This window comes from uncultured Microbulbifer sp., assembly GCF_947489355.1.
Classification (GTDB): domain Bacteria; phylum Pseudomonadota; class Gammaproteobacteria; order Pseudomonadales; family Cellvibrionaceae; genus Microbulbifer.
Genome location: NZ_CANLDD010000075.1, coordinates 1 through 12,739, shown reverse-complemented (window position 1 = coordinate 12,739; position 12,739 = coordinate 1). Strand labels below are relative to the sequence as shown.

16 protein-coding genes and 1 pseudogene are annotated in these 12,739 nt (G+C 56.1%); all 17 read left to right on the top strand.

Annotated elements, in window-relative coordinates; translation table 11 throughout:
* A partial coding sequence (locus Q1A48_RS19190) for a terminase TerL endonuclease subunit (protein ID WP_299948154.1) occupies positions 1–1,091 on the top strand: 1,091 nt, incomplete at its 5' end.
* Positions 1,091–1,300 carry a hypothetical protein gene (locus Q1A48_RS19185; RefSeq protein ID WP_299948152.1) on the top strand — a complete coding sequence of 70 codons (210 nt, stop codon included), beginning with the start codon at positions 1,091–1,093 and terminating at the stop codon, positions 1,298–1,300. The genes Q1A48_RS19190 and Q1A48_RS19185, both read left to right, overlap by 1 nt.
* Entirely contained in the window at positions 1,290–2,636 is a 1,347-nt protein-coding gene (locus Q1A48_RS19180) for a phage portal protein (RefSeq protein ID WP_299948150.1), read from the top strand. Before Q1A48_RS19185 ends, Q1A48_RS19180 begins: the two co-directional genes overlap by 11 nt.
* Positions 2,637–2,652: 16 nt before the next feature.
* Positions 2,653–3,351 (top strand): head maturation protease, ClpP-related, encoded by a 699-nt coding sequence (locus Q1A48_RS19175; protein ID WP_299948149.1) that lies wholly within the window; start codon positions 2,653–2,655, stop codon positions 3,349–3,351.
* Positions 3,352–3,451: 100 nt separating this feature from the next.
* The gene (locus tag Q1A48_RS19170; RefSeq protein ID WP_299948147.1) at positions 3,452–4,624 is read left to right on the top strand and encodes a phage major capsid protein; all 1,173 of its coding nucleotides are present in this window, start codon (positions 3,452–3,454) and stop codon (positions 4,622–4,624) included.
* A 75-nt stretch (positions 4,625–4,699) separates the two neighbouring features.
* Positions 4,700–5,287 (top strand): hypothetical protein, encoded by a 588-nt coding sequence (locus Q1A48_RS19165; protein ID WP_299948145.1) that lies wholly within the window; start codon positions 4,700–4,702, stop codon positions 5,285–5,287.
* A complete protein-coding gene (locus Q1A48_RS19160) occupies positions 5,284–5,595 on the top strand; it encodes a head-tail connector protein (protein WP_299948143.1) in 312 nt (103 codons plus the stop codon). The genes Q1A48_RS19165 and Q1A48_RS19160 overlap by 4 nt, the downstream gene beginning before the upstream one ends.
* Entirely contained in the window at positions 5,580–5,912 is a 333-nt protein-coding gene (locus tag Q1A48_RS19155) for a phage head closure protein (protein ID WP_299948141.1), read from the top strand. Before Q1A48_RS19160 ends, Q1A48_RS19155 begins: the two co-directional genes overlap by 16 nt.
* Positions 5,909–6,445 carry an HK97-gp10 family putative phage morphogenesis protein gene (locus tag Q1A48_RS19150; protein WP_299948139.1) on the top strand — a complete coding sequence of 179 codons (537 nt, stop codon included), beginning with the start codon at positions 5,909–5,911 and terminating at the stop codon, positions 6,443–6,445. Before Q1A48_RS19155 ends, Q1A48_RS19150 begins: the two co-directional genes overlap by 4 nt.
* Positions 6,442–6,822: a hypothetical protein gene (locus Q1A48_RS19145; protein WP_299948137.1), complete on the top strand. Its 381-nt coding sequence runs from the start codon at positions 6,442–6,444 to the stop codon at positions 6,820–6,822. The genes Q1A48_RS19150 and Q1A48_RS19145 overlap by 4 nt, the downstream gene beginning before the upstream one ends.
* A 5-nt stretch (positions 6,823–6,827) precedes the next feature.
* Positions 6,828–7,256, top strand: coding sequence for a phage tail tube protein (locus tag Q1A48_RS19140; protein ID WP_299948135.1), 429 nt, complete (start codon positions 6,828–6,830; stop codon positions 7,254–7,256).
* Positions 7,257–7,322: 66 nt separating this feature from the next.
* Positions 7,323–7,718: a hypothetical protein gene (locus Q1A48_RS19135; RefSeq protein ID WP_299948133.1), complete on the top strand. Its 396-nt coding sequence runs from the start codon at positions 7,323–7,325 to the stop codon at positions 7,716–7,718.
* 68 nt (positions 7,719–7,786) lie between these two features.
* Positions 7,787–7,987 (top strand): hypothetical protein, encoded by a 201-nt coding sequence (locus Q1A48_RS19130; RefSeq protein WP_299948131.1) that lies wholly within the window; start codon positions 7,787–7,789, stop codon positions 7,985–7,987.
* 2 nt (positions 7,988–7,989) lie between these two features.
* Complete coding sequence (locus Q1A48_RS19125; protein ID WP_299948130.1) at positions 7,990–10,032, top strand: hypothetical protein; 2,043 nt, start codon at positions 7,990–7,992, stop codon at positions 10,030–10,032.
* A gap of 18 nt (positions 10,033–10,050) precedes the next feature.
* Positions 10,051–10,326 carry a hypothetical protein gene (locus Q1A48_RS19120; protein WP_299948128.1) on the top strand — a complete coding sequence of 92 codons (276 nt, stop codon included), beginning with the start codon at positions 10,051–10,053 and terminating at the stop codon, positions 10,324–10,326.
* A 92-nt stretch (positions 10,327–10,418) separates the two neighbouring features.
* A complete protein-coding gene (locus tag Q1A48_RS19115) occupies positions 10,419–10,802 on the top strand; it encodes a hypothetical protein (protein ID WP_299948126.1) in 384 nt (127 codons plus the stop codon).
* A 3-nt stretch (positions 10,803–10,805) separates the two neighbouring features.
* Positions 10,806–12,739: pseudogene (locus Q1A48_RS19110) on the top strand (hypothetical protein); the annotation flags it as partial.

Sequence of the window (12,739 nt, the reverse complement as noted above, 5' to 3'; positions counted from 1 at the left end):
CCAGTTGCGCCATTCTGGATGAGGTGCATGAGCACACCGACGATGTGCTTTACGACACTATGATCACGGGTATGGGGGCACGAGACCAGCCGCTGATGCTGCTGATTACCACAGCGGGTGATCAGATAACCGGTCCCTGCTATGCGATACAGCAGGATTTACAATCGGTATTAGAGCAAAGTATCCAGAATGATGAGTTGTTCGGTATTGTCTACGGCATTGACCCCGATGATGACTGGACCAGTGAGCAGTCGCTTGTTAAAGCCAATCCCAACTTTGGTATATCTGTTGGTGGCGACTATCTAAAGGCAAGACAGCGTAATGCCGTACAAAGTCCGCGCAAGCAGAACGCATTTAAAACTAAACACCTGAATGTTTGGGTTACCGCCAAGTGTGCCTGGCTCAATATGGTGGAGTGGAATCGGCAGGCAGATTCCTCCCTGCAGCTGAAGGGTTTCGTCAATGACCCTTGTTACAAAGGGTTGGATTTATCCAGCAAGCTGGATATCACCTCGAATATTTCTGTATTTGAACGAGAGGTGGCAGGCCAGCGTCATTATTATATTTTTGGCCGACATTACTTGCCGGAGGAACGGATCAGGGAAGAGAGCAATAAGCACTATCAAACCTGGGAGCATCAGGGCGCACTGACTCCGACCGATGGCGAGACGATTGATTACGAGCAGATTCAGGACGACGTTGAGCGTGATGTGCGCAATTTTGAGGTGAGGGCCCTGGGGTTTGATCCCTGGGGCGCAACCCAGCTGACGCAAACGATCCAGAAGCAGGTTCCTGAACTGGAGGTGATTGAGGTGCCTCAGAACTACTCCATGTCGGATTTTATGAAAGAGTTCGAAGCTCTGCTCAAGGCCGGCCGCATTCATCATGATGGCAATCCGGTTCTCACCTGGATGATGGGCAATGTGGTGGCCAAAGAGATCGACGATGGCAAGAAAATCCGCCCGGTGAAAGAAAACAGGGAGTCCAAGATTGATGGTGCCGTGGCCACATTGATCGCATTCACCATCGCGCTAACAGGCAAAGAACCCACCGTCAGCGTCTACGAAACCCAGGATATTAGGTTCCTTTGATGAAATCACATACCCCCGACCTGATCGCCACTCTCGGCCTCGGGCTGCTCGCCTGCGGTCTCTGGAAAATCAGCCAGCCCCTGGCGCTCTGTGTGGTGGGTGGCTTGCTGATTGGGTTTGCCTTCTTTGTTGCTTGGCGCAATGCGCGCTCGGATGCAGTGGATGACTTCCGCGAGGCCCGTGAGAACAGGATAAATCATGCTGGATAAACTATTTCGCGCACAGACCAGCACCCTCAAGGAACCCAGCGATGGTCTGCTGGATATCCTCAGCGCGCCTCAGTCTGCATCGGGTAAAGCGGTGACACCGGATACTGCTATGCGTGTGGCCGCTGTCTATGCCTGTGTGCGTATCCTGTCGGAAACCGTCGCCGCGCTGCCGTTCAATCTGTACCGCAAAACTGGAGCAAATAATCGCGAGATTGCCAGCCAGCATCCCCTGCAGGTGCTGTTACACGATTTGCCCAACGAGGAAATGACCGCGATGGACTTTCGCACCCAGCTGATGGCCGCGCTGCAACTGCGCGGCAATGGGTTCAGCGAGGTGGAGCGGGACAGAGCCGGACGTGTGCGCGGTGTGTGGCCCATCAATCCCGACAAAGTGTGGGTGGGACGTTCGGAAACGACCAAGCGGCTGGTGTTTGAGATACACGACGGGGATTTTCGCAGTCTCACCCCGGAGCGTATATGGCGTGTTGCGGGCCTATCCACCAACGGCATTATTGGACTGTCGCCGATCAGTCAGGCCCGCGAGGGGATTGGCCTCTCTCTTGCACTGGAAGAGCACGGTGCGCGTCTGTTTGCTAACGGCGCCAAGCCCGGCGGTGTTCTCGAAGTGGAGAGCAAGCTATCCGATCCAGCCTATGAGCGACTGAGAAAAAGCTGGAATGAGCGGCATCAGGGTGGTGCCAACGCACATCGAGTTGCCATTCTGGAGGAAGGCGCCAAATGGCACCAGATTGGCATGAGTGCCGAGGATGCCCAGTTCCTCGAATCGCGCAAATACCAGCGCAGTGAAATCGCCTCCATCTTCGGCGTGCCGCCGCATATGATCGCCGACCTGGAAAAAGCCACCTTCTCAAATATCGAGCACCAGTCGATTCAGTTTGTGGTGTACAGCCTGCTGCCCTGGCTCAAGCGTATTGAGCAGAGCATATTCCGGGATCTGCTCTCTCCCTCAGAGAGGCGCGAGTACTACGCGGAGCACAGTGTGGAAGGGCTGCTGCGTGGGGATTCTAAATCGCGCTCAGAATTTTATAAAAATCTATTCAATGTCGGGGCTGCCAGCATTAACGATATCCGCCGCCTGGAAAACATGAACAGCATCGAAGGCGGTGATCAGCATTGGCTGCAGCTTGCCATGGCTCCGATCACCGTACCGCGCAGCGGCGGGGCGGACCGTAGTCTCTCTGCCGTGGAGGCAATCCAGAAGGCTTATCTTGGTGTGGGAAAGGTACTGACGAGCGACGAGGCGCGAGAACTCATCAACCAAGCCGGAGCAAATTTACAGGTGCCAGGTCCGGACTTTGGTCAAAACGAAGGTTAATAATCGGAGAGAGACCATGCGTAAGTGGTATCAAATCAAGGCCGCGGCAAAGAGCCGGCGCGCCGAAGTCTACATCTACGACTACATCGGTTACTACGGCGTGGAGGCCAAGGCCTTTATCGACGAGCTCAACGCCCTGGACGCGGATGAAATCGACCTGCACCTGAACACGCCGGGCGGCAGCGTGTTCGAAGGTAATGCCATTTACAACGCGCTGAAGCGCCACAAGGCGACAATCACCACTTATATTGACGGCCTTGCCGCCTCCATGGGTTCCATTATTGCCCTGGCGGGGGAACGGGTGATTATGGCCGACAATGCCATGTATATGATCCACAATCCCTGGACCAGTGCCTACGGCGATGCCCATCAGCTGCGCAAGACCGCCGATACCCTGGATAAATTGCGCAGTGCCATGCTCAATGACTATCACCAGAAAACGGGTATCGCGGAAGATGCGTTGATCGCCATGCTCGATGAGGAAACCTGGTTGTCCGCCACTGAGTGCGTTGAGTACGGCTTTGCCGATGAGACCGTTGAGGGTTTGCAGGCAGCTGCCAGCTTTACCCCGGATAAGTTCCAGGGTTGCCGGAAAGTGCCTGCCCAGTTGATTGCTGCAGCACCACCACCGGCTCAGCCTAAACCCGAAGCAGTCCCCTACAACCACAGAACCCCGCTCTATGCGCGCCTGACTGAGATAGCAACAAGAGCTTAAACCACCCTATTGCGAGCCGGAGCGCGCCGCGCTTCTCGCAACCAGAGCCGACAACTGGAAACAGTGTGTCGGTTTTTTTATGCCTAACCGGAGAGCACCCATGAGTAAATTACTCGACCTACAACAGAAGCGCGGCCAGTTGGCAGCCTCCATGCGAACCCTGGTGGACAGTGTGGACGCCGCCAAGGGCATGACCACTGAGCAGGAAGAGCAGTGGAAGAATATGAATAACGACCTTAGCGCCCTGGACAAGCAGATCGAACAGCTGGAAAGAATGGTGGAGATCGAAGGTCGCCTGAGTGAAGTGCCGAACCCTGCACGGCGTCCCGAGCCCGCTGGCAATACGCCAACCAATCCGCTGGCCAGCACTGAATATATGGGCAACTTTGAGCAGTATGTGCGCGCGGGCATGAGTATGGATATCCAGGCCGCCCTGACGGTTGGCACCGACGCGGATGGCGGTTATACAGTGCCGGATTCCTGGGCCATGCAATTGATCGAAGCCCTGACGGATCACGTGGTGATGCGTGAGCTCTGTACCGTCATCTCCACCAGCACCACCACCAACCTGCCCCTGGTGGCCGATCATGGCCAGGCTGGCTGGATCGATGAGGGTGGTTCCTATCCAGAATCCGATATTGAGTTTGGTGTTGGTGTGATCGAGGCCTGGAAGCTGGGGCGCATTATGAAGGTTTCCGAAGAACTGCTGCAGGATACCCAGGTCAGCCTGGAGAGCGAGATCGCCCGGATTTTCGGTCTTACCTTCGGCACCGCCGAAGAGGCCGCTTTTATTACCGGTGATGGCAATAAAAAGCCTACCGGCGTCACGGTAACCGCCCAGGTTGGCAAGGTCGCCGCCAGTGCCAACGCCTTTACCTATGACGAGATTATCGACCTGATTCATTCGGTGCGCGCCGTCTATCGCAACGGTGCCAGCTTTCTGGCCAAGGACGGCACCATCGGCATGATGCGCAAGCTGAAAAGCACCGATGGTATTCCCCTCTGGCAGCCCAGCCTGCAGGCCGGTGTGCCGGACTCTTTCCTCGGTTACCGGGTGCGCACCAGCGAAGCCATGCCCGGGGTAGCCACCGGCAATAAATCCATTGCCTTTGGCGACTTCAGGCAATACCGCATCGCCGACCGCGGTGGCATGGTGATGCAGCGCCTCAACGAAAAGTATGCAGATACCGGCCATGTCGGTTTCCGTATGCGCAAGCGCACCGACGGCAAATTGCTGATGGCCGAGGCCATTAAAACCCTGCAGCAAGCGTAAGCAGCGGCGCTTTTCATAGCTACTCTTTTTTAAAACCCGCTTGTGCGGGTTTTTTATTGTGTGAGGAAAACTCCAATGGCAGCAAGTTTCAAACTGGTCCTGCTCACCAGTATGGTCACCACCACCCGGAGCCTCGCATCCGGTGATGACATCGAGGTGGGCAATGATGAGGCGTGGCATTTACTCAATGATGGGCTGGCCAAGCCTAAAAAGAAAAGTCAAAAAATGCCAGAAAAGCCTCAGCGAGTGGTGGACGCTGAAGCGCGTGCAGAGGAGGAAGCAAAGCGCCAGGGTGAAATGCAGTTGCCCTGTGTTCATGTCGAAGGTGAAGAACTCAACGAAGCTCTGGCCAAGGTTGCTGAGTGTGATCAAAAAATCAAAACCCAGGCCGACACCATTGTCGAACTGGAAGGCAAGCTTACGGCTTCCGAAGAGCAGAATAGTCAGCTGGTTGAACAATTGGCCGAGCGTGACCGGCTGATAAAAACCCAGGACGACACCATTGCCGAACTGGAAGGCAAGCTGGCTTTGCTGGAAGAGGAAAATTTTCGGCTGCAGGAACAGTTAGCGCAATCGACTGAGCCCCCTACAGAGCCGCCATCCGGTGAGTCAGAGGGATCTGTCGGGGTGGGCAACTCCAATGATGGGGAGAGTTCCCAATGATCTTCTCCCTGGACTTTCTTAAACAGCACCTGCGCGATCCGCCCGAGGAAGAAGATATTTACCTGACTTCCCTCGGTGTCGCCGCAGAACAGGCGTTCAATCACTACACCGGGCGCATCCTGTATGCACGGGAGTCGGATCTCACCGACGCGCCGGAAAATGCCTTGCCACTCACCGAGGAAATCGAACTGGGTGCCGCCGTGCTGGTGGCTTGGCTGTACGAAAACCGGGAAGGAAGCGTAAATGGTCATCAGCTGCCACTCCCAACACGCCTGCTCTGGAATCCGCACCGATGGCTGGCCGTGTAAGGATCGGCGCGCTGCGCCACCGCGTCCTCCTGCAAACCCGCACACTCGATAGCCGTGCCACCGGAGCGAAAGTGGAAAACTGGAACAATCTGGCCACCGTGTGGGCGGAAGTCAAACCCCATGCCGCGCGCGAACTCACCGCAGCGGACAGCCGTTATCAGGAAACCAGTCACCAGATCACCATCCGTTACCGGGCGGGTATTACCAGCAAGATGCGGGTGTTGTTCGGGAGTCGGGCTCTGCAGGTGGAGACTGTGATCAACGCCATGGAGCAAAACCGCTGGCTGCATCTGTTGTGCAAGGAGATTGTTCTGTGAGCAACCATATACGGGTAGAGGGATTTAAGGAACTGGATAAGGCACTGGCGGCGATCACTGATACCGCCATGGCACAAAAGGCCCTGGAAGATGCTCTGTTCGATGCTGCGCAAGTGGTGCAGAAGACGGCTAAGGCCAAAGTGCCGGAGGATAGCGGCAAACTGCGCAAAGCTATTCGCCGCTATCGCGGCAAAGCGGGCAAGAAAAAACTCGCCGGTAGCGGTAAACAGGATGCGCAGGTGTATGTCGGTACGAAATCCACCAAGAAAAACCCGGTCTTCTACGCGGCATTCGTGGAATTCGGCACCAAGCTGCATTCGGTGGAGCTCAGCCTGAAGGCGGTCAGACGCGGCGTCACCTCACTGGTGAGCAAGAAAGGTCGCTTCGGGAAAAAGGTGACGGTTAAGGCCAGGGCCAAGCCCTTTCTGCGTCCGGCGCTGGACGAAAACCGAGACAAAGTACTCAAGCGTTTCAAAAATGCGCTGATCAAGCGCATTGAAAAAGCCTGGGGCAAAGAGGTGAAGAAAACGTGATTGAAACCGGTATCGTCACGCGTCTTACCGCACAGATTCCTGAGCTGGCCGGCAATATTTTGCCGGTAGACCGGCAGGAGACCGACACCGTTCCGGTGCTGGTGTACCAGCGGGTTTCCACCACCCGTCCCCTAAGTGCCGACGGTACTACCGGCCTGGTGCAGAGCCGCTACCAACTCGATATCTACGACACCAGCTATGACAGCATGATCGCCCTGCGCAGTCTGGTGTGTGCGGCGTTGTCCGGTTTTGTCGGCGATCTGGGTAATGGTGTGCGCTGCTACGGCGCGCAACTGGAAAACGACCAGGAAGATTACATAAAAGAGCTGTCGTTGTACGGCGGTTCCATTGATCTCACTATCTGGCATGAGGAATAGAGAGCATGAGCGAAGAAATCATTGCAATGGGCGTCAAGTTGCTCAGTGATGCTGCTACGGCAGACACTTTTGTCGAGGTGCCCAAGGTATTGACCCTGCCGGAATTCGGCTACGAAGCGGATGAGGTGGAAGTCACGCACCTCAATTCCCCCGGTGGAGTCAAAGAGTACAAGTCCGGCCTCAAGGATGGTGTGGGCTCCACCATCGAACTCAGCTGGGTGCCGGGAGATACCCAGCAGGAGGCGCTCAAGTCGGCCGCCACCAGCGGCAGAGTGATCAATTTCCAGATCCAGTGGCCGGACCCCGGGCAGACCCGGGTACAGGTGCCCTTACTACTCAAGAGTTTCAAGGTAGTTACCGCTATCGGCCAAAAGGTCACTGTTTCCATTGATGTCAAGGGTGCCGGTGCAGCCGTCTGGGATACCTGGGCCTGATAGCCCCGAATCATTCATCGACAGCCTTGCGGGCTGTTTTCTGGACAAACTATTGGAGAACTCTTCATGGAAAAATTGTTGAGTAAAACAGAGATTTTGGGCGCGGATGACCTGCTCTATGAGGAGGTGGCAGTGCCTGAATGGGGCGGCACTGTGCGTGTGCGCAACCTGACAGGCGGTGAGCGCGATCAGTTCGAAGCTTATTGTGTGTCCGCCGGTCAGAACGGCGTCGGTGGTCTCAATAAAGTGCGCGCGACGGCCGTTTCTCTGACAGTCGTTGATAAAAACGGAGAGCGCCTGTTTACCGAAGGCGATGTAGAAGCACTGAACAAAAAGAGTGGCGCTGCGCTTGATCGCGTCTTCACCGTAGCGCAACGCCTGAATAAGCTCTCCGAGGCAGATATTGAGGAGCTCAAAAAAAATTTTCAGAAAGCCCCTGGCGAAGATTCCTGTTCCGATTAGCGCTATACAGGGGCTGCTCCGTACGCGAACTGCTGGCCAGTACGGACAGCGCCGAGCTGTCGGAATGGATGGCCTTTTCCAGGTGTGAACCCTGGGGCTATGAGGCAGACAACTGGCGTATGGGACAGTTGGCCGCCACCGTCGCGAATTATTCCGGTCGTGTCAAGAAACCACTACAAGCAAAGGATTTTATGCCGCCGCCGGTGAAAACCAAGCGCCAGCGATTGGCGGAGTCCATCGCCAAGTTCAAAGTTTTTCTGGGAGGATAGTCGTGGGCACAGTCGCATCGCTACTTGTTGAACTGGGGGCCAATACCGCCAGCTTTCACGGAAAGATGGCGCGTGCGCAAAAGGAGTCCCGCAAAACCGGTGCCAGTTTCAACAAATTGGCGAAAACCGGTGCGGTGGCCTTTGCTGCGATGGCCGCTGCGGCGGTGACCGGTATTGGTGTCATAGTTGCACATTCCCTCAAGGTGAATGACCAGCTGGCAAAAACCGCGGACAAGCTGGACGTAACCACCGAAGCACTGGCGGGTTTGCGCCACGCCGCCGAGCTAACCGGCGTCAGTCAGCGAAAGCTGGATTTGGGTCTGCAGCGAATGACCCGGCGGGTGGCAGAAGCAGCACAAGGCACAGGGGAAGCTCGCGGTGCTCTGAGGGAACTCGGCCTTGATGCCCAAAAGCTGGCGAGATTGTCGCCGGACCGGCAATTTGCCAACATTGCCACGGCTATGAATCAGGTTGGCAACCAGTCTGACCGTGTGAGACTCGGCTTTAAATTGTTTGATTCCGAAGGTGTGGACCTGATTAACACCCTGAAACTCGGCAAAGGCGGTCTTAGCGAACTTGCTAAAGAAGCAGAGGTGTTGGGGTTGGCGATCAGCCGCGTTGATGCGGCCAAGATGGAACAGGCCAACGATGCCATGAGCCGCGCCGGCGCTGTGGCAAAGGGCCTGGGCAACGAGATTACAGCCAAGGTCTCACCGGTGATCACCTCGGTGGCCCAGGGCTTCACCGACTGGGCGGTAAATGTTGGCGGCTTCGAGAGCGCGGTCAACAGCGCGCTCAATGGCGCCGTGCAGGGCGCCGTCTTGGTATTGGATGCCTTCTATCCAATAGAACTCACGTTCAATGTCCTCAAGTTGGGCGCCCTGGCCCTTGGCAGTGCTGTTGCTGACGCCATGGCTGCCAGTGCGGATTCGGTGGCGACTTTCCTGACCGATTTTTTAACTCCGTTCCGTGTCACCTTTATCGGTCTGATCCAGTTCATTAATTCGGGTTTGCAGAAGTTAAATACAATTGGGCTGGTTTCTGATGCGGCAGCTGAGAGAGCCGGTGCTTTTGCCGATACCTTTTCGGAAAAGATCGACAATGCCCTGCAATTCGACCCCGACGATATCCGAAAATTTGCCGATAATCTCGGCAGTGCCGTCGAGATGCAGGCGGCTAAAATTGAAGAACTGGTGAATGGCCCCAGCCGTGGTGAGCGGCTGCAGGCCTGGGTGGCGGATGCCCAACTGGCGGCACAACAAACTGCCGAAGTCACCGCCGCCGCTGCGGTAGCTGGCACGGCGACAATTGAAAACGCATTGATCAAGCGCACAGAACTGCAGCAATGGCAATTTGAACAGGAAGGGTTGCTGCTACAGGCCAGTCTCGGTAACAATTTTCTTGCCCGCGACCTCTGGTACCAGATTGAGGCGGACCGCAAGCGGTTACACGAACAGGAACTGACCGATATTGAAAAGGAGCAGGCCAAGTACCGTATCAAGCTTGCCCAGGATGAAGCCGCGGCGCGTCAGCGCGCCACGGGGAAAATGTGGTCGGATTTGGCCGGCCTGCAAAACAGCAAAAGCCGCAAGATGTTCGCACTGGGTAAGGCAGCTGCAATTTCGCAGACCGTGATCAGTTCCATTCAGGGCGCACAGGACAGTTATACATCACTGGCAAAAATCCCAATTGTTGGACCCGCCTTAGGAGCTGCCGCTGCGGCTGCCGCTCTTGCGGCTGGTGCGGTGCGGGTGCAGCAGATCAAGTCCCAGCAGTTTCAGGGGGGCGGGTCTGTTTCCGGGGCCGGCGCGGCGGCTGTTGGGACGGCTGAAGTAGCGACACCGTCAATTAACGCGCCAACACCAACACCGGACACAAATTCCCAACCGGCGGCCCAGACCCAGATCATCATTCAGGGCGATATCAGCAGCAATGATGCCCAGCGTTTGGTGGACGACCTTCGCGAGCTGATCAATAATGGCGATGTGGTGTTAATTGAACCCAACTCACGCAATGGGCGGGAACTGGCCGCGCTCAATGCCTGAAGGCAGGGAGGCTGTAAGTTGAAAAAAACGCTACTCACACTCTGTATGGCAGCTTTGATAGGCTGTGCCAGTACGGAAGAATTTGTTGAAGGCTCGAAGATATTGGGCAGCCTGCTCTGGCATAGCGCACCCAGGACGGAAAACGTCTGTGTAACAGGCAGCTTCGGTGTGGAGTGTATTAGTTACACGGTACCAAACGACCAGCTCACCCCGGAGCAAAAGGCTGAAATAGAGCGGCAGGTGACAGAAGAATATCTGGAAGAGAAACGCCGAAAAGAAACTCCAAGAATCTGACAAAATCCCCAACCTCTATCAAGAACCGCCCTCGGGCGGTTTTTTTGTGCTCGCTTTCCGGCGGGCTTTTCCCGAATTGTCTGGATGCACCCATGGCTGAAATCCGTTATACCGCCACACGTGAGCACGTCAGCGGCTCACCCGAGCTGATTACTACCAATCTTATGCATTGTGAGCGTGAATGTCGTACCGAGGGTAAAGAGCATATTGCGCTAAGCGGCTACACAGAGAGTACGCTGTATCGTATCGATACCGAATGGAAAATCACGACAGCCCCCTTCGACCCGGATCAACTACCGTACTGGAGAGAATTTGGCGCAAGCTGTGCCAATGGAGAGACGTTTGAATTGGATATTTCCGATATTACCGGTGGTCACAGCACCCCGTTTTTCTGCCGATTGAAGCGGAACAGTTATAAGGAAAACCGGCACGAGCACTTCTGGTTCCAGATTACCTTGATTGCGGTGGAGGTGTAAGCGGTGCGTAACAACTCCGAAATTTTTGATCTGGAAAACCAGTCCCCCCAGCGTGCGCTGCGCCTGGTGGTGGAGATCGGCTATGACCTGCCGCTGTATATTACCTCGCATCGGGATATTCCCGCCCTGCCCGCCAATGCCATTCTCGGTGCCTTAAAAAAATGCAGTGCCACCAGTCAGCGCCTGTTGCCGGAGCAAGGCAGAGCGGAGATCGGCAGCATCCAGTTTGAGGTGGTGGATATTGCCGGCCAGCTTTCTTATGTGCTGCGCGATGAACTGGAACAGGGCAATGGCATCAAGGGCCGCACTGTGCGTCTGTACCAGGGGTTTGCCGGGTTGGACTGGTCCGACTTCCGCCTGGAGCAGACCCAGATCGCCGAGGAATCCATTGCCTACAGCGAAGGGGTGTACCGGGTGCGCTGCCGGGATATCCAGCGCGAGATGCGCCGGGAACTGTTTGTACCCAACAGCACGCGCCTGGCTGCGGATTTTTCCAAGACCCAGACCACCCTGCAGGTATTCGATACCAGCCATTTTGAACCCAATCCCCATACCGCCGCCTATGGCGACGCCCCCAATCAATCCGTCTACTACCTGAAAATCCAATACCAGGACGGCTTTGAAATTGTGCGCGCCAGCGGTAAAACCGCCAACCGTTTTACCGGCTGTGCCCGCGGCCTGTTCGGCACCTATGCCCGCGATCATGTGATCCCCACCGACAACGACGACGAGCGCGGGATTGCAGTGGAGGAATTTATCTACCTGGAAGGGCCGGGCCCGCAACTGGCCTATGCCCTGCTGACCGGTCTTGTGCTCGGTACCAATAATACCTTGCCCGACAACTGGCACCTGGGTATCGACCCTGCGCTGGTGGTGCGCGACGAGTTTGAACATATCGGCGCGGACTGGTATCAGCCCGGTAACCATAGCAAGGGTAAAATACTCAGATTTGATGGTTTGAAAAAAACCGACGGTAAAAAGTTTATCGAGACCGAGATTAATTTATTGCTCGGTGCCTTTATGCCGGTCAATGCCGCCGGGCAGCTGGGCCTGCGTCGTATGGCCGGGGTGCTGGCCAATGCCGCCACTGTGGCTGCCATTACCGCGGACGAGGTTACCCGGGCCGGAGAACTGAAATACAATCTGGCCGGCGTGCGCAATCTATTTGCGATTCAGTGGAGCTGGTTCGAGCAACCGGGTTTCGATGGTAAATTCCTGCGTACCAACCAGTTACTCGATGCCGATTCCATTGCCACCCACGGCAAAGCCAAACCCCACACCCTGAAATTCCGTGGCCTGCACAATACCCGCCACACCTACACCACCATTAAAAACACCTTCGACGCCCTGCGCGATCGCTTTGCCGGCCCGCCTTTAACTTTGCGTTTGGGGCTGCTGCCCAGCAATAACGACCTGGAGGTGGGGGATATTGTACGGGTCACTCTGCCACAGTTACGGGACCACTCGCAAAATAGGGATGGCGGTATTCTGGATCGCGCCATGGAAATCCAGCGGCTCAGTGTGGACCAGGTTTCCGGTGCGGTATCGGTGGACTTGTTTGGCAGCTACCAGCCCGCCGGCAGGATCGACGATCAGCCCGACAGCACCGGTGCGGAACTGCCGGACAGCTGGTATAGCGCCGAAGGCACTGCCATGACTGTCGCCGGTCTCAGTATCGACAGCAGTGGTTTTTTAACTGCGGATGGCAGCTTGGCCGGCAACACCAATAGTCGCGCGGTCTATTACCACCTCGGCGACCTGACTATCCCTGCCGGGCGCAGCCTCAGTGTCAGTGACAATGTAGAACTGCGCGTGCGCGGGGTGCTGCAGATCGACGGCACCCTGCGTGGTGTGCCCGGTAATGGCGGGCGTGGTTTTTTGGGTTCCTGTCGCGGCGGTAATGGGCGCGGTTCTCTTATCGAGCTTACCCGCGGCAG

Coding starts and splice junctions, on each gene's coding strand:
- Q1A48_RS19185 (WP_299948152.1), top strand. CDS start 1,091: ATGAAATCACATACCCCCGACCTGATCGCCACTCTCGGCCTCGGGCTG.
- Q1A48_RS19180 (WP_299948150.1), top strand. CDS start 1,290: ATGCTGGATAAACTATTTCGCGCACAGACCAGCACCCTCAAGGAACCC.
- Q1A48_RS19175 (WP_299948149.1), top strand. CDS start 2,653: ATGCGTAAGTGGTATCAAATCAAGGCCGCGGCAAAGAGCCGGCGCGCC.
- Q1A48_RS19170 (WP_299948147.1), top strand. CDS start 3,452: ATGAGTAAATTACTCGACCTACAACAGAAGCGCGGCCAGTTGGCAGCC.
- Q1A48_RS19165 (WP_299948145.1), top strand. CDS start 4,700: ATGGCAGCAAGTTTCAAACTGGTCCTGCTCACCAGTATGGTCACCACC.
- Q1A48_RS19160 (WP_299948143.1), top strand. CDS start 5,284: ATGATCTTCTCCCTGGACTTTCTTAAACAGCACCTGCGCGATCCGCCC.
- Q1A48_RS19155 (WP_299948141.1), top strand. CDS start 5,580: ATGGCTGGCCGTGTAAGGATCGGCGCGCTGCGCCACCGCGTCCTCCTG.
- Q1A48_RS19140 (WP_299948135.1), top strand. CDS start 6,828: ATGAGCGAAGAAATCATTGCAATGGGCGTCAAGTTGCTCAGTGATGCT.
- Q1A48_RS19135 (WP_299948133.1), top strand. CDS start 7,323: ATGGAAAAATTGTTGAGTAAAACAGAGATTTTGGGCGCGGATGACCTG.
- Q1A48_RS19130 (WP_299948131.1), top strand. CDS start 7,787: ATGGCCTTTTCCAGGTGTGAACCCTGGGGCTATGAGGCAGACAACTGG.
- Q1A48_RS19115 (WP_299948126.1), top strand. CDS start 10,419: ATGGCTGAAATCCGTTATACCGCCACACGTGAGCACGTCAGCGGCTCA.